This window comes from Shimia gijangensis (genome assembly GCF_900142085.1).
Classification (GTDB): Bacteria; Pseudomonadota; Alphaproteobacteria; order Rhodobacterales; family Rhodobacteraceae; genus Shimia; species Shimia gijangensis.
Genome location: NZ_FQZQ01000017.1, coordinates 80,751 through 96,196, shown reverse-complemented (window position 1 = coordinate 96,196; position 15,446 = coordinate 80,751). Strand labels below are relative to the sequence as shown.

Sequence of the window (15,446 nt, the reverse complement as noted above, 5' to 3'; positions counted from 1 at the left end):
ATTGGCCGAAGTCTGCGACATGTTCACACCGCAAGAATGCTGGAACTACTTTTGCGAGGCCGGGTATGCATCAGGTTAAAAGCGCGTAGCTTTAGGTCTTGGTTCGTCCGCTGAAATTCTCGGAAAGCCACCTCCGGATTCGCCAGTCGTTTTTCATACTCTGCAATCTTGCCTTGAAGCACTTCAATCTTCAGATCGAGAACTTCGCGTTCCGCAGTATCTGCCCGCTTGGCCTCAGCAAATTTCGCTTCAAGGTCGACCCTCAGTTCATCACGGGCTTCCTGAAGCATGCGTTCGTGCCGTGCAGGCTCAATACCTACATTCCCACCAGCTTGTATATTGCCGTCGCCACTCTCAATCTTATTTCCGGTCTTAGGCCCGAGCACAGTCATCCACTCTGCTGGTTATCGTCTCCGTGTTCGACTGAGTTCTCGGTCGATCCAGCACCGCCACTCTGCGTGTTCCGATCGCCGTGGCTGATCGTGTTTTGGGTCTTGGTTGAACCGCCTTTAAATTGCCTCCACGCGATCCAAACGCCAATCACCGCAATCAGACCTACAATCGCCTGCCAATAGTCAAACACCGAACCTTGCATTCCGCCACCTCATTTCAACCTGTGATTAAGTTAGCAGATCGTTGGCAACAAGAAAGCCTTAACCTCTCTTGTAAGTGGGTTACTTCACCGCACGACAGGCAGCGTTTTCGGTGCAAATCCTAACGAAGGGTTAGCAACCAGTTTTGTACAAAACGGATATTTGCCCCCGGAAACTTTGTACAAACCGGACAAAACGCCTCTTTTCGTGGCTTAGCGGATTTTCAGCGTGGCCAGACCGATCATCGCCAAAATCAGCGAAATGATCCAGAACCGGATCACGATCTGCGGCTCGGACCAGCCTTTTTTCTCGTAATGGTGATGGATCGGGGCCATCAGGAAAACGCGTTTTCCCGTGCGTTTGAAATAGAGCACTTGGATGATCACAGACAGGGCTTCCACCACAAACAAACCACCCACGATGCCCAGCACCAGTTCGTGTTTTGTCGCGACCGCAATCGCCCCCAAAGCACCGCCCAAAGCCAAGGAACCTGTGTCGCCCATGAACACGGCGGCAGGGGGCGCGTTGTACCACAAAAAGCCCAATCCGCCGCCCGCAATCCCGGCGGTAAAGATCAGGATTTCACCGGTGCCCGGAACGTAATGCAGGTCCAGATAGTCGGTGAAATCGACCCGTCCCACCGCATAGGCAATGATGCCCAAAGTGCCCGCAGCAATCATCACAGGCATGATGGCAAGACCGTCCAGACCGTCTGTCAGGTTGACCGAATTGGCCGCGCCCACAATGACGATCATCGCAAAGGGTACAAAGAAAAAGCCCAAGTTTATAAGGGTATCTTTGACGAACGGCAGCGCCAGATGCATCTGCATCGCCTCGGGCTGCAACACCGTTGCCCACCACGCCGCGATGGCTGCGATCACAAAGCCGATGGCCAGCCGCAGCTTGCCCGAAACGCCATCCGTGTTCTGTTTGGACACTTTGGCATAGTCATCCGCAAAGCCGATCAGGCCGTAAGCCATCGTCACGAACAGCACCAGCCAGACAAAGCCATTGTCCAGACGCGCCCACAGCAAGGTTGACGTGAGCAAAGCCCCCACGATCAGCAACCCCCCCATGGTCGGTGTGCCAGCCTTGGCGAAATGCCCTTCGGGGCCATCATCACGGATCGGCTGGCCTTTGCCTTGCTTGCGGCGCAGCACGTTGATCAACGGACGCCCAAACAGGAACCCAAAAAGCAAGGCCGTCAGGAACGCTCCGCCGGCGCGGAAAGTGATATAGCGGAACAGGTTGAAAAAGTCCCCGCCATCCGAAAGCTCGGTCAGCCAATACAGCATTATGCGTCCTCGTTATCTGATTGCGGGGCGGGATGACCCAGTTTGCGGATCGCGTCAACAACCTTTGCCAATCCCATCGACAAAGAGCCCTTCGCCAGCACAGAATCGCCTGCGTCCACCAGATGGCGAATGTCTTTCGCGATCTCCTCGCTGGTGGTCACCCAACTGCCACGTTTGTCCAACGGAAGTGCGTCGTACATATGGCGCATCAAGGGGCCGACACAATGAACCACATCGACAGATGTTATCGCGTCATGCGTGGCCATATCTGCGTGCATCTGATTTTCCTGCGGTCCCAGCTCTTTCATGTCGCCGACAAAAGCGATCCGCCGTCCTTTGCCGATCCGCCCAACGCCATCGGTCGTCTCAGCAGCCGCCAAAACGTCCAGCGCCGCACCCAATGAGGTCGGGTTGGCATTGTAAGCGTCATCAATCAGATCCAGAGTGCGATCAATCTCCACCGGGTCCAGATAGATAACTTCACGGGCACCGCGCCCCGTGTAGGGTACCCAACGCCCCAGATCAGACGCTGCAATCGCCAGATCAGCCCCCAGCGCCTGGGTTGCTGCCAGCGCGCCCAGAGCATTCATCGCAAAATGACGGCCCGCCGAGTTGATCTTGAAGACCAGAGGCGCGCCCTCAACTTTGGCCTGTGCCACCGTGGTGTTGCCCTTGAGGGTCACTTTGCCCAAGGTCCAGTCTGGCGCGGTTTCGCCAAACTGTTCGATCTTTGCGCCGTGATTTTGCGCCGCCTCGGCCAACACATGCGCTGTCTCAATATCCGCGGGCAAAACGGCCACGCCGCCGGGTTCAAGCCCTTCAAGGATGGCGGCTTTCTCGGTCGCGATCTCTTCAACGTTTTCAAAGGCTTCAAGGTGCACGGCTGCAACCGTTGTGATCAACCCAACATGCGGGCGAGCCATTTTTGCCAAGGGTCCGATTTCGCCGGGGTGGTTCATACCAATCTCGATGACGGCAAACTCGGTCTCGATTGGCATCCGTGCCAAAGTCAGCGGCACACCCCAATGGTTGTTGTAGCTGGCCACCGAAGCATGGGTTTTCCCCTGCCCCGAAAGAATGGCCCGCAGCATTTCCTTGGTCGAGGTTTTACCAACTGAGCCGGTCACGGCCACGACACGCGCATTCGTGCGTGCGCGTGCTGCCTGCCCTAAGGCTTCCAATGCGGCAAGAACGTTCTCAACAATCAAAAGTGGTGCATCGGTCGTCACTCCTTCAGGAACATGTGTGACCAAAGCCGCTGCTGCACCCTTTTTGAGCGCCTGCGCGACAAACTCGTGCCCGTCTCGCGCGGCCTTGAGGGCCACGAACAAGTCCCCCGGCTCAATCGTGCGCGTGTCGATGGAAACGCCGTTTACGGTCCAGTCGCCAATCGCGCGCCCACCCGTGGCTTGTGCGGCTTCTGTAGCGGTCCAAAGGCTCATGCGAACCCTCCATCCAATGCCGCCGCCGCCACGCTGGCTTGCTCCACATCGTCAAACGGCAGGATATCATCACCCACAATCTGACCGCTTTCGTGCCCCTTGCCGGCAATCAACAATGCGTCGCCTGGTTGCAGCGCATCGACGGCGCGCAGAATCGCCTCGGCGCGGTCGCCAACATCAACGGCTTCGGGTGCGCCTTCGAGGACCATGGCGCGAATGCTGGCCGGATCTTCGCTGCGCGGATTGTCGTCGGTCACAAACACCAAATCAGCGTTCTGAGCTGCCGCCTGGCCCATCAATGGGCGCTTACCGGCATCGCGGTCGCCACCAGCGCCCACAATCGCCACAAGCCGGCCCATCACATGGGGGCGCATAGCTTGCAAGGCGGTTTTAACCGCATCAGGAGTATGCGCGTAATCGACAAAAACCGTTGCGCCATTGGCGCGGGTCGCGGCGTGTTGCATGCGACCCCGCACGGTTTTCAATTCGTGCAGAACTTCGAAAGTCCGCTCGGGCTCGGCACCACAGGCAATGGCCAGCCCTGCAGCCAGCAACACGTTTTCTGACTGAAACCCACCAATCAAACCAAGACGTTGCGTGTAGGCTTTGCCCCGAAACGTAAACCTGACGTCCTGCCCTGTGGCATCAAAACGCTGCGCATCAAGGTTAAGGTCGGCGCCATTGCGCCCGACCGTGATCACGTCCTGCCCCCGCGCCTTGGCGATGGCCACCATATCAACACCGCGCGCGTCGTCGATGTTGATTACCGCAGTGCCCTCTTCGGGCAAAACACGGGCGAAAAGCCCGGCCTTGGCAGCAAAATAGTCTTCAAAGGTTTCGTGATAATCCAAATGGTCTTGGGTGAAATTGGTGAATCCAGCGGCTTGAAGTTGAACCCCATCAAGGCGGCGTTGTTCCAGCCCATGGCTGGACGCTTCCATCGCAGCAAATTCGATCCCTGCCTCACAGGCTGCAGCCAATGTGCGGTGCAAGGTGATCGGCTCAGGTGTCGTGTGCTGCAATGGCGCCTGAAAATCGCCCTCAACCCCGGTGGTGCCAAGGTTGACGGCCTCAAGACCCAACTCCTGCCAGATCATCCGCAAAAACGTCGCTACCGAGGTTTTGCCATTTGTGCCGGTGACGGCTGCCATGACGCCGGGCTGTTCGCCGAACCACAAGGCGGCAGTGTAGGCCAGCGTCTGGCGCGGGTCTTCGGCAATCACCAATGCGGCGTCAGAGGCGGCCAGTTCGTCGCGCGCGATCGCCGCGCCTTCTGCGTCGGTCAGGATCGCTGAGGCGCCCATGCGCAAAGCATATTGGATAAATTCGCCGCCATGCACACGGGTGCCGGGAAGGGCGGCAAACAGGAAACCGTCTTTGACCTCGCGGCTGTCCACCGCCATACCTGTAATCTCAGGGTTGCGTCCGACTGCAGCTGTCAGCCCCAGTTCATGTAGCGGTCGTGCCAGTGCTGCCATCTGCTCTGCCCTTTTTCGGCGTCAATTGGATGTCAGCGTTATACCAGCCAATTGTCCGGGTTCAACTTCGGGTCGCATGCCCAACAGGGGCGCTATGCGGCCGATCATCTCGGCCGCCACTGGAACCGCGGTCCAACCCGCCGTGCGGCGTGGTTTTGCACCGGATGTTTCCACCGGTTCGTCCAATGTGACGATCAAAACGTATTTCGGATCATGGGCCGGGAACATTGACGCAAAGGTGGCGATCACCTTGTCTTCATAATAGCCGCCGCCACGTTCCTTGGGCTTGTCTGCGGTGCCGGTTTTACCCCCCACGGCATAGCCCGGAACCTCACCAAAGCTTGCGGTGCCTTCTGTCACAACCTGACGCAACATGGACCGCGCTTCGCGGGCCGAGGCCAGAGACATGATACGTGCGCCATCCTGAGGTGTGTCCCGTTTCAGGATCGTTGGCACAACCCGTTTGCCGCCATTGGCAATCGCCGCATAGCCTGCTGCCAGATGCAGCGGGCTGCTCGACAAACCGTGGCCGTAAGAAATTGTCATCGCTGAAAGCTCGGACCATTTGGGCGGCAACAAGGGCTGCGACCCCTTGGCTTCGACCAATTCTATTGACGTTGGATCAAGGAAACCAAGGTCTCGCAGGAAATCCTGCTGTCGCTGAGCGCCAATCACCTGAGCGGTTCGGGCTGTGCCAATATTAGAAGATTTCACGATGACTTTGGTCAGGGTCAGTTCGGAGCCATAATTGTGGAAATCGCGGATTTTGAACTTGCCCCACTTAAGCGGCCCGGCTGTTTTGATGAGCGTTGATGGGTTGGCAATACCTAGATCCATCGCTTGTGCGGCGGTGAAAATTTTAAACGTCGAGCCCAACTCATAAAGCCCCTGAACTGCGCGATTGAACAGCGCGCTGTCGCTTGGGTTGCCCTCGGTCGGAGGGCGTGGGCGATCATTCGGGTCAAAATCCGGCAGGCTGACCAACGAGATGATCTCACCGGTGTGTACATCCATCAGAACCGAAGCAGCCCCTTTGGCATTCATCAACTTCATACCACCATACAGCACGCGCTCGGCTGCAGCCTGCACCGTCAGGTCCAACGACAATGTCAGCGCCTTGCCACCATTCGACGGATCACGCAGAGCATCGTCAAAATGTTTCTCGACACCAGCAACGCCAATCACTTCGGCGGCACGCACATCTTCTTTGCCAAAGCTGGCCCCGCCCAACACATGCGCTGCCAGTTTACCATTGGGATAGAGCCGCATCTCACGCGGGCCAAACAACAGACCGGGATCCCCGATGTCATGCACGGCCTGCTTTTGTTCAGGGCTGATTTTTTTCTTGATCCACAGGAACTTGCGCTTACCGATAAAGTCCTTGGTCAGACGCTCTTCCTTCAGATCGGGGAAAATTGCGGCCAGTTCTTTGGCGACGCGTTCCTTGTCGATCATCTGGTGCGGTTGTGCGTATAGCGAATGGGTTTCCAGATTGGTCGCCAGAATACGGCCCTTGCGGTCCACGATATCGGCGCGCTGCGCGACAATCTCTGACCCAGCGGCCCCAGCGCGCGGTTCTTGCGCCTCGGAAAACGCCAGAGTGCCCATACGAACACCTACCACAATGAACCCAGCCAGAAAGGCGACCGACAGAACCAACAGGCGGCCTTCTGCCCGGTTGCGGGCTTTGTCGCGCATTTCTTCGTGGCGCAGACGAATGTTTTCACGTTCAATCGCGTCCGGATTTTCACCGGTGTCGCGGGCTTTCAGAATTCGAGCCAAGGGACGAAGGGGGGTGCGGATCATGGCTGATCCTCTGGGCCGGGCCCATCGATGCCAGACACATCCACGGCTTCGGAAAACTCAACCTGCCGCAATGGCGGGTAAGAGACCTGATCGGCTTTGCCAAATTGATCCGGGCGCAGGGGCAACAGCTGGAGGCTGTCAAAGTTCAACTCAGCCAGATCGCGCAAACGATCAGGGCGATTAAGATAGGCCCATTCCGCCCGCAACACCGCCAAACGAGACCGCGCGGCCCCGATTTCCTGCTGCAGACGTTCGGTTTCATTAATCACATGCTGGGTCTGATAGTTTTCACGATAGGCCCAAACTGCCAGACTGATGACCGCAAGTGCGGTGACTATAAACAACATACTACGCATCAGCGCCGCCCTCCGAGTGTCGGCATTCCAATTTGTTTTCCTGCAACATCACCCGCTGGCGCATCAGTGCGTCGTGCAATCCGCAACTTGGCTGAACGCGACCGTGGATTGATCGCCAGTTCGTCGTCATCCGCGACAACAGCCTTGCGGGTCATCAGCTCAAATGCGGGTTTTTCCTGTTCAACTTCAGGGGCATACCGACTGACGCTGTTCAAACGACCAGCGCGGGCCTGCATAAACCGCTTGGCCATGCGATCCTCGATCGAATGGAAGGTCACAACCACCAGCAAGCCACCTGGCTTCAATGCACGTTCCGCTGCCATCATGCCGCGAAACAATTCACCGTATTCGTCATTCACCGCAATCCGAAGCGCCTGAAAGCTGCGCGTGGCCGGGTGGGACTGGTTGGGTTTGGGGCGTGGAAGGCAGCCCTCAATGATCTCAGCCAGCCGCAAGGTGGTTTCAATTGGTTCGGCGTTGCGTTCACGGACAATTGCCCGCGCAATACGGCGGCTGGCCCGTTCTTCGCCATACTGAAACAGGATGTCCGCCAAATCACCTTCGTCCGAAGTGTTCACCAGATCAGCAGCACTTGGTCCATCTTGGGACATGCGCATATCCAAAGGGCCATCCCGCAGGAAGGAAAAGCCACGTTCTGCCAGATCAAGCTGCATGGAGCTGACCCCAAGATCCAGAACCACACCATCCAGGTCGCTGGCGTATTCATCAAGCCGGGAAAACACGCCCTGTACCGTTTCAATGCGGTTGCCATAGCCATCCAGCCAATCGGCCGCCATTTCAAAGGCCAATGGGTCGCGGTCTACGCCAATCACCTTATCAGCCCCGGCGTCGATCAAACCACGCGTATAGCCACCAGCCCCAAACGTCCCATCCAGCCACACGCCTTTTATGGGCGCACAAAGCCGCAAGATCGGTTCAAGCAAGACAGGAATATGGGGGGCATCATCAGAAGGAGAGGTCACGACGGACATGGCCTCACTCCTCCTTCTGCTTATCCAGGAAGATCAGAGGGTCGAAATCCTCGGGCAGATCGTCGAGCCACTCTTCGGTTTTGGCCAGCTCGTCCTGATCGTAGGTTTCCGGCTTCCAAATCTGGAACGTGTCACCTGCCGCGATAAAAAAGGCCTCGTTATCAATGTCGATTTTCTGACGCAGCTTGGCAGGCAACACGAGGCGCCCGGTTTCATCCACGTTTGTTGGAAAAGACTGGCCGTGGAACAGGCGCTGCAACATCTTACGCTCCATCGATCCACGCGGAAGGGCGGCGATTTTATCGTCGACCTCATCAATCGCGTCCATTGTATAGCATTCAAGGTAATTGCGACGGTGGTCGCCGTAAACAATCACCAGTTCAGGAGAGCCGCCAGACTGCCAATTGGGATCACCGGATTCGAGCACACGGCGAAACGAGGCCGGGATAGACACCCTGCCCTTATTGTCCACCTTATGATGGCTTTCGCCTCTGAACCTGCGTGCCACTGCGTGCCGGTCCCTCTCTTGTCCCCGTGTCATGTTTCATTTTTTGGAGCCCCGACGGGAAACGGCGAATTGATTTGCTGCCACACATCAATTCGCCGCCCTCGTCCCGTCTAGCGGGGTGTCCAGCTGCGCGCGCCACCTGGGGGGATGTCTGCTCGCCCGCGCGCCGGATCTCTTGGTTCGATGAAAGCGGGTGCCTGTATGAAACCTGACTTGGGAGTCTGTTCGGGGTCTTTAGCGCCCCTATTTTTGATCCCGTCCTCATCGTGTAACAAATGATTGCCATGGGAATTCATGGGAATCAATAGAAATCTTTGGGAATTTGCACAATATCTTGTTCATGGCGACGCTGAAAAACAACATATCGTGTAAGAACACACCCCTCAACCACAAGATATGGAGTAAATTTTCGCAGGAGACGCGATATATAGACAAGCCAAAGCCCGTAGCGAAACCTCCCTAAAATTCCCAATAATTTCGAGTTTTCTTTAAAAACTTCGCTTCTCAACCACAAAAGACGCTCGGAAAATGTAGATGGACATGGGCATGATTCGACCTTCATCACCCTTTTCGTGGCCATTCCCATGAATTCCCACGCTACCCAAGGCGGGAAAAGAATGACGCGCAAAGTGGCGCGTCGCCTAATAACATCGGGAATTCGGGATGCAGCCCACTATGAAGGCTTTATCTCCGGCTTTTTAGCAAAACTACGACCCTTCGGCAAAGCCCCGATCTCTTCGAACCAAGGTGCGTGTGCACCCCAGACAACATGACGGTCGATAGTGCACTTTGACGGATCATCTAAAGTGGTTGCAAGAATGTGGATTTCATCCGGCCATTTTTCGGAACGAAACACATGCGCGCACCACAGGCAGAACAAAACCCGCGTTGCGTTGACAGCGAGCTTTCAAAATGGGTCAGCGGGCCTTCCCACTTTACCTGATCGGACACACAAACAATGAACGCCGCAAAGGGTGCCGAGGTGGCTCTCTGGCAACATTCACAATAGCAAATCAGATTGCGCAGACGCGAGCCAGCGTACCGCTATGTCACCTGCCCACAAAAACATCGTCCTGAAGTTTTCTCCATATACCGCACTCCCGCCTGCCAATTTGCCCACGATATGGTGTTTGCTCATTGCAACGTTACAAGATTTCGTGATTTTTGACCAAGTTGCTGTTGGCGCGGGCTTGAAGCTGTCGTATCCTAACCCAAATGAAGGGCAGACTATCAGGCAAACGGGTCAAACGCATGACAATGCACCTCCCGAAACAACACCCAATCTCAATGCGTAAAGCACGCAAAACCGATTTGCGCACGCAATTCGGAGCATTGGTCTTTCGGGTGCGCGATGGAAAGACCCAGGTTTTGCTGATCACCACCCGACGTTCCCATAGCTGGAGCATTCCCAAAGGGTGGCCGATGGGGGGCAAAACTCCAGCCGAATCCGCCGCTCAGGAGGCCTGGGAAGAAGCGGGTGTCAAAGGCACCACTTACAATCAGCCCATCGGGTATTTTTCGTATTTCAAAACCATACCAACCCGCCGCGGTGAAAGACCTGTGCCGGTGATGGTCTCGGTCTACCCGCTCGCTGCGCGCAAAACGCGCAACGTATTTCCCGAAGCGGACCAACGCCGGCGAAAATGGTTGAGTCCGCAAAAAGCGGCGTCACGGGTACGCGAACCAGAATTGGCGCAGATATTGCGCAATTTTGACGCCTCGCAATTGCTTTGATCCGTTTAGGCCACACACCAAGACCCGAACCTGCGGTTATTGCTTGATCACCAGAGACGGCAACCCTATCTTTGTTCAGCAGCTCGCAGGAGCCTCAAAGGCGCAACCGGCATGATCCAATACACACTTAAATGCACACAGGACCACCGCTTTGACAGCTGGTTCCAGTCTGCCGACGCCTATGACAAACTCTTGACCGCAGGCATGATCGCCTGCTCAATATGCGGTGACACCTCGGTTGAAAAAGCAATGATGGCGCCCCGGGTGCGACCCGCGCGCAACGTCGCGCACCAGCCAGCTGAATCCCCGGGCCCCGCTTGCGAACCGACACCCCAAAATCAAGCCACTGCCCCTGCTTCGCTCAGCGCTCCGGCCAACGAGGCCGAGCAAGCCATCGCGAATATGAAGAAGCAAGTCGAAGAAAACTCCGATTATGTCGGTGTGAACTTTGTCAAAGAGGCCCGCGCCATGCATGACGGCGACACGCCTGAACGATCCATCTATGGCGAAGCCAAACCTGAAGAAGCCAAGGCTCTCATAGAAGACGGCATTTCCGTCCTGCCTTTGCCATTCCGACCGGGTCGCAAAACCAACTAAAGAGAAGGAAACGCCATGCATGTGGTCATCACTGGCGCAAACCGAGGTATCGGCCAAGCCATTGACACGCGCTATCGCGCTCGCGGCTATGATGTGACTGGCACAGCACGCAACGCCGGTGAGTTTCTGTCGCTGGACGTCACCAAACCCGATGACCACGCAGCCATGGCCCGCACGCTGGACAGTCGCCCGGTTGACCTTTTGATCTGTAACGCCGGGGTGTACTTTGACAAAGGAGAAAGCCTTGCCGATGGCTACCCGGCCGAAATGTGGGCTGATACCTTTGCGGCCAATGTAACAGGCGTCTTCCTGACCGTACAAAGCCTGCTGCCCAACCTCCAATTGGCGAAAACCCCAAAGATCGCCATTATTTCGTCCCAAATGGCCTCACAGGAACGCGCGCCCGGAGGGTCCTATATCTACCGCGCCTCCAAAGCCGCAGCCCTTAATCTCGGGCGTAATCTGGCCAAGGATCTGGAACACATCGGCATCGCTGTGGGCATCTATCATCCGGGTTGGGTCAAAACCGATATGGGGTCTGAGGCCGCTGATATCACTGTAGATGAAAGCGCCGAGGGACTTGTGACGCGGTTTGACGAACTTGATCTTGCCACGACGGGGTGTTTTCGCACATGGGGCGGGCGCACTCACGCTTTCTGACCCGCTGCCAAGTGGAAGTTAGTACCCTGGGGCGAATGCACGCCAATGGCGACCAGAGGGGCAATGCCCCCTGTTTCCCTTTGTGTTTTCGCAAGGATTGACTCTGCGACAAGCAACCCCGCTTGCAAGCCCGCGCGCAGACGCGTAAACCGCGTCCCGAACCAAGCGCAAGGAAAACCCATGCCCGTTCTCGTGATGAAATTTGGCGGCACCTCTGTCGCCAATCTGGACCGCATCAAACGCGTTGCTAAACGCATCGGCGTTGAAGTCGCCAAGGGCTATGACGTGATCGTCATCGTCTCGGCCATGTCAGGCAAAACCAACGAACTGGTTGGCTGGGTCAATGAAACCTCGCCCTTGTTTGATGCCCGCGAGTATGACGCGGTGGTGTCATCCGGCGAAAACGTGACCGCGGGCCTGATGGCCCTGACCCTACAGGAAATGGATGTGCCTGCGCGCAGCTGGCAAGGCTGGCAAGTGCCGGTCATGACCACCAGCGCGCACGCGTCCGCCCGGATCGAAGAAATCCCAACCGACAATATCATGGCCAAGTTTGGCGAAGGCATGCGCGTTGCTGTTGTCGCCGGATTTCAAGGCATCAGCCCGGAAGGCCGCATTACAACTTTGGGCCGCGGTGGCTCGGACACCACTGCCGTGGCTTTTGCTGCCGCCTTTGGCGCCGAACGCTGCGATATCTATACCGATGTAGACGGGGTCTATACCACTGACCCACGCGTTTCGCCCAAAGCGCGCAAACTGGACAAGATCTCGTTCGAAGAGATGCTGGAGCTGGCCTCGCTTGGTGCAAAAGTCCTGCAGACCCGCTCGGTCGAACTGGCCATGCGTTACAAAGTGAAACTGCGAGTGCTAAGCTCGTTTGAAGAACAATCCGATGAAGCTGGCACACTGGTGTGCGATGAGGAGGAAATCATGGAATCCAACGTAGTTGCAGGGGTCGCCTTTAGCCGCGACGAAGCCAAAATGACCCTTCTGTCTGTGGCTGACCGTCCTGGGATCGCCTCGATCATCTTTGGTTGCCTGTCCGAGGCCGGTGTCAACGTTGACATGATCGTGCAGAATATCTCGGAAGAGGGTCGCACCGACATGACCTACAGCCTGCCCACCGATCAGGTGAAGCGCGCCGAGCAGGCTCTGGACGAACTGAAATCCTCGGGCGGCCTGAACTTTGCCGACCTCGACGTCGACATGGACGTGGCCAAAGTGTCTGTCGTGGGCATCGGCATGCGCTCACAATCCGGTGTAGCGGCCAAGATGTTCAAAGTGCTGTCCGACGACGGCGTCAACATCCGCGTGATTACGACCTCTGAAATCAAAATCTCGGTTCTGATCGACCGCAAATATCTTGAACTTGCGGTTCAGGCTTTGCATGACGCGTTCGAGCTGGAAAAAGCCGCCTGAGTTACACTGATATTAACCAATGCACACCCCGGGCCTTTGGTGTCCGGGGCGTTTTCTTTTAAGATCAATTCCGTTTCGAATTGCCGCTATTTTTGGCGAAACACCGCTCTTGCGCCGATGGGCTGACAGCTTAGATACAAAAACGCGTTCCGATTCCCGCCGGCATGTGTTCTATTCATAAAAAATTAACCAATAACGGGGCCTCTGGGGGGACATGTCGGAACGCTCTCAAACTGAAAGCCGCAAGCTGCTTGGACGCTTGCGAGAAGCGCTGGCCGAGGACAGCGCTGGTCAGACCCGTCTGGACAAGGTCACCCATTTGATCGCGTCTTCGATGGGCACTGAGGTATGTTCGATTTACCTTTTTCGTGATGAAGAAACCCTCGAGCTTTGCGCCACCGAAGGTTTGAACCCAGAATCCGTGCACCAGACGCGACTACGTATTGGCGAAGGCCTCGTGGGTCGGGTGGCCAAGAAATCCCGTGTGGTCAACACGGCGGATGCGCCATCTGAAAAAGGCTTCCGTTTTATGCCGGAAACCGGGGAAGAGGTTTTCTCATCCTTCTGCGGCGTGCCGATCCAACGTCTGGGTGAAAACCTTGGGGTTCTGGTGGTGCAATCGCGCGACGCGCGCAATTATTCCGCTGACGAGACCTATGCACTTGAAGTTGTTGCCATGGTGCTCGCGGAAATGACCGAGCTTGGAGCCTTTCTGGGCGACAACGCCGCCATGGGCGCGCGCCATCAGCAATCTGTGATGTTCAAAGGAGCCTGCGCCCAAGAAGGTGCCGCAGAAGGCCACGTCTGGCTGCATGAACCGCGTGTGGTGGTGACCAACCCGATTGCGGATGATCCCGAGGTCGAATCGCAGCGCCTGAACGATGCAGTGGATCAGCTGCGCGTCGGCGTCGACAAGATGCTTGATGGAGCGGCGGGCGGCGACAAGGAACAGCTTCAGGTGCTCGAAGCTTATCGGATGTTTGCCAATTCCAAAGGCTGGATGCGCCGGATGGAACATGACATCGCCCAAGGCCTTTCGGCAGAAGCCGCCGTAGAAAAAGAACAAAACACTGCGCGCACGCGCATGGAGCAGGTGACCGACGCTTACTTGCGCGAACGCCTGCACGATCTTGATGACCTGTCCAACCGCCTGTTGAGGATACTGACCGGTCAGGGCGCGGAAACCGGGGCTGAGTTGCCCACCGATCCAATTCTTGTGGCGCGCAATATCGGCCCGGCTGAATTGCTGGAGTATGGCCGTGGTCTGCGTGGCATCATCCTCGAAGAGGGCTCGGTTGGCTCGCACGCGGCCATTGTTGCGCGCGCGCTGGCAATTCCATTGGTCATTCATGCAGAGCGCGTGACCACCGAAGCGTTGAACGGCGATCATATCATGGTCGACGGGGATGAAGGCACGGTGCACCTGCGGCCCGACGATTCCGTGGTGACCGCTTTTCGCGACAAGATTGCGATGCAGGCCAAAGCGCAGGAACGCTATGCGTCGATCCGCGATAAATCCGGCACCACGCTGGACGGCACCGAAATCAACCTGCATATGAACGCCGGACTGATGGCCGATTTACCTAGTCTGGATAATTCCGGTGCCGAAGGGGTTGGCCTGTTTCGGACCGAACTGCAGTTTCTGATCCGCAACCAAATGCCCAAGCGCACCGAACTGGCGGCACTTTACTCCAAGGTTATGGACGCAGCCCACGGCAAACGCGTGGTGTTTCGCACGCTTGACATCGGGTCGGACAAAGTACTGCCCTATATGACACCACAGGATGAACCAAATCCGGCGATGGGGTGGCGTGCTATCCGAGTTGGGCTCGACAAACCCGGTATCATGCGTATGCAGTTGCAGGCCTTGTTGCGCGCGGCCAATGGCCGTCCTTTGACAGTGATGTTCCCTTTTGTGGCGCAATTTGAAGAGTACACCAGCGCCCTGGCTGAAATGGAAAAAGCCAAGGCACGTGAACGCGCACTTGGACATCCCTTACCCGAGACGCTGGAACTTGGGGCCATGCTTGAAACGCCGTCTTTGGCCTTTGCGCCACAGAAATTCTTTGAAGAGGTTGGCTTCCTGTCGATTGGCGGCAATGATCTCAAACAGTTCTTCTTTGCCGCCGACCGCGAGAACGAACGGGTGCGCCGCCGCTATGACACACTGAACGTCAGCTTTCTGACCTTCCTCGAAAGCATCGTGAACCGCTGCAACAACACCAATACGCCGCTTAGTTTCTGCGGCGAAGACGCTGGTCGCCCAATTGAAGCCATTTGTCTGGCTGCCATGGGATTGCGCACGCTGTCCATGCGCCCGGCGTCCATTGGCCCGGTCAAAAGCCTGATCCGACGCACAAATCTCTCTGAGTTACGTCAGGTGATCGTGGATGCCCGAGAACGCGGCGACCAATCCGTGCGCCCGGCTGTGATGGACTACCTACGTGCCCAATCCTGAAGTTTGCACCCGATAGGCGCAAAACCTTTAGCGAGAGTATTCTTGAAATAATGTAGTGGGATTTAGCGATTACCCTGCTTTGCATAACCGCTTGTTTGTCGGATTCAC

General features: G+C 56.6%; 15 protein-coding genes. 5 read left to right on the top strand and 10 right to left on the bottom strand.

Going from position 1 to position 15,446, the window contains the following annotated elements:
- Positions 1–23: 23 nt before the first annotated feature.
- The 10 genes from BUC32_RS14800 to BUC32_RS21225 all read right to left on the bottom strand — a co-directional run bounded on the left by BUC32_RS14800 (position 24) and on the right by BUC32_RS21225 (position 9,487).
- Positions 24–392, bottom strand: a complete 369-nt coding sequence (locus BUC32_RS14800; RefSeq protein WP_073254457.1) for a hypothetical protein — start codon at positions 390–392, stop codon at positions 24–26.
- Positions 389–595, bottom strand: a complete 207-nt coding sequence (locus BUC32_RS14795) for a hypothetical protein (RefSeq protein ID WP_073254454.1) — start codon at positions 593–595, stop codon at positions 389–391. Before BUC32_RS14795 ends, BUC32_RS14800 begins: the two co-directional genes overlap by 4 nt.
- Positions 596–805: 210 nt before the next feature.
- Positions 806–1,888: a phospho-N-acetylmuramoyl-pentapeptide-transferase gene (mraY, locus tag BUC32_RS14790; protein WP_073254451.1), complete on the bottom strand. Its 1,083-nt coding sequence runs from the start codon at positions 1,886–1,888 to the stop codon at positions 806–808.
- The gene (locus BUC32_RS14785; protein ID WP_073254448.1) at positions 1,888–3,330 is read right to left on the bottom strand and encodes a UDP-N-acetylmuramoyl-tripeptide--D-alanyl-D-alanine ligase; all 1,443 of its coding nucleotides are present in this window, start codon (positions 3,328–3,330) and stop codon (positions 1,888–1,890) included. Before BUC32_RS14785 ends, mraY begins: the two co-directional genes overlap by 1 nt.
- Entirely contained in the window at positions 3,327–4,808 is a 1,482-nt protein-coding gene (locus BUC32_RS14780) for a UDP-N-acetylmuramoyl-L-alanyl-D-glutamate--2,6-diaminopimelate ligase (RefSeq protein WP_073254446.1), read from the bottom strand. Before BUC32_RS14780 ends, BUC32_RS14785 begins: the two co-directional genes overlap by 4 nt.
- 21 nt (positions 4,809–4,829) lie before the next feature.
- Positions 4,830–6,614 (bottom strand): peptidoglycan D,D-transpeptidase FtsI family protein, encoded by a 1,785-nt coding sequence (locus BUC32_RS14775; RefSeq protein WP_073254443.1) that lies wholly within the window; start codon positions 6,612–6,614, stop codon positions 4,830–4,832.
- Positions 6,611–6,970 carry a cell division protein FtsL gene (gene ftsL, locus BUC32_RS14770; protein ID WP_073254440.1) on the bottom strand — a complete coding sequence of 120 codons (360 nt, stop codon included), beginning with the start codon at positions 6,968–6,970 and terminating at the stop codon, positions 6,611–6,613. The genes BUC32_RS14775 and ftsL overlap by 4 nt, the downstream gene beginning before the upstream one ends.
- Positions 6,970–7,962 carry a 16S rRNA (cytosine(1402)-N(4))-methyltransferase RsmH gene (gene rsmH, locus BUC32_RS14765; protein ID WP_073254437.1) on the bottom strand — a complete coding sequence of 331 codons (993 nt, stop codon included), beginning with the start codon at positions 7,960–7,962 and terminating at the stop codon, positions 6,970–6,972. Before rsmH ends, ftsL begins: the two co-directional genes overlap by 1 nt.
- 4 nt (positions 7,963–7,966) lie before the next feature.
- Positions 7,967–8,470, bottom strand: coding sequence for a division/cell wall cluster transcriptional repressor MraZ (gene mraZ / locus BUC32_RS14760; RefSeq protein WP_073254497.1), 504 nt, complete (start codon positions 8,468–8,470; stop codon positions 7,967–7,969).
- A gap of 801 nt (positions 8,471–9,271) precedes the next feature.
- Complete coding sequence (locus BUC32_RS21225) at positions 9,272–9,487, bottom strand: GFA family protein (protein ID WP_456114787.1); 216 nt, start codon at positions 9,485–9,487, stop codon at positions 9,272–9,274.
- A 234-nt stretch (positions 9,488–9,721) separates the two neighbouring features.
- Between BUC32_RS21225 and BUC32_RS14750 the strand changes: the two genes are divergently transcribed.
- The 5 genes from BUC32_RS14750 (at position 9,722) to ptsP (ending at position 15,338) form a co-directional block, all read left to right on the top strand.
- The gene (locus tag BUC32_RS14750; RefSeq protein ID WP_073254494.1) at positions 9,722–10,204 is read left to right on the top strand and encodes an NUDIX hydrolase; all 483 of its coding nucleotides are present in this window, start codon (positions 9,722–9,724) and stop codon (positions 10,202–10,204) included.
- Positions 10,205–10,315: 111 nt separating this feature from the next.
- Positions 10,316–10,801, top strand: a complete 486-nt coding sequence (locus tag BUC32_RS14745) for a DUF1178 family protein (RefSeq protein WP_073254434.1) — start codon at positions 10,316–10,318, stop codon at positions 10,799–10,801.
- Positions 10,802–10,816: 15 nt separating this feature from the next.
- A complete protein-coding gene (locus BUC32_RS14740; protein WP_073254432.1) occupies positions 10,817–11,461 on the top strand; it encodes an SDR family NAD(P)-dependent oxidoreductase in 645 nt (214 codons plus the stop codon).
- Between the two features lie 180 nt (positions 11,462–11,641).
- Complete coding sequence (locus BUC32_RS14730) at positions 11,642–12,880, top strand: aspartate kinase (RefSeq protein ID WP_073254425.1); 1,239 nt, start codon at positions 11,642–11,644, stop codon at positions 12,878–12,880.
- A 214-nt stretch (positions 12,881–13,094) separates the two neighbouring features.
- Positions 13,095–15,338, top strand: a complete 2,244-nt coding sequence (ptsP, locus tag BUC32_RS14725) for a phosphoenolpyruvate--protein phosphotransferase (protein WP_073254422.1) — start codon at positions 13,095–13,097, stop codon at positions 15,336–15,338.
- The last annotated feature ends 108 nt before the right edge of the window (positions 15,339–15,446 follow it).

Bases quoted from the DNA above. Each gene is read 5' to 3' on its own strand.
- BUC32_RS14795 (WP_073254454.1), bottom strand. From the start codon at position 595: ATGCAAGGTTCGGTGTTTGACTATTGGCAGGCGATTGTAGGTCTGATT.
- BUC32_RS14780 (WP_073254446.1), bottom strand. From the start codon at position 4,808: ATGGCAGCACTGGCACGACCGCTACATGAACTGGGGCTGACAGCTGCA.
- BUC32_RS14750 (WP_073254494.1), top strand. From the start codon at position 9,722: ATGACAATGCACCTCCCGAAACAACACCCAATCTCAATGCGTAAAGCA.
- ftsL (WP_073254440.1), bottom strand. From the start codon at position 6,970: ATGCGTAGTATGTTGTTTATAGTCACCGCACTTGCGGTCATCAGTCTG.
- BUC32_RS14730 (WP_073254425.1), top strand. From the start codon at position 11,642: ATGCCCGTTCTCGTGATGAAATTTGGCGGCACCTCTGTCGCCAATCTG.
- BUC32_RS14740 (WP_073254432.1), top strand. From the start codon at position 10,817: ATGCATGTGGTCATCACTGGCGCAAACCGAGGTATCGGCCAAGCCATT.
- BUC32_RS14800 (WP_073254457.1), bottom strand. From the start codon at position 392: ATGACTGTGCTCGGGCCTAAGACCGGAAATAAGATTGAGAGTGGCGAC.
- BUC32_RS14775 (WP_073254443.1), bottom strand. From the start codon at position 6,614: ATGATCCGCACCCCCCTTCGTCCCTTGGCTCGAATTCTGAAAGCCCGC.
- ptsP (WP_073254422.1), top strand. From the start codon at position 13,095: ATGTCGGAACGCTCTCAAACTGAAAGCCGCAAGCTGCTTGGACGCTTG.
- rsmH (WP_073254437.1), bottom strand. From the start codon at position 7,962: ATGTCCGTCGTGACCTCTCCTTCTGATGATGCCCCCCATATTCCTGTC.
- mraY (WP_073254451.1), bottom strand. From the start codon at position 1,888: ATGCTGTATTGGCTGACCGAGCTTTCGGATGGCGGGGACTTTTTCAAC.
- BUC32_RS14745 (WP_073254434.1), top strand. From the start codon at position 10,316: ATGATCCAATACACACTTAAATGCACACAGGACCACCGCTTTGACAGC.
- BUC32_RS14785 (WP_073254448.1), bottom strand. From the start codon at position 3,330: ATGAGCCTTTGGACCGCTACAGAAGCCGCACAAGCCACGGGTGGGCGC.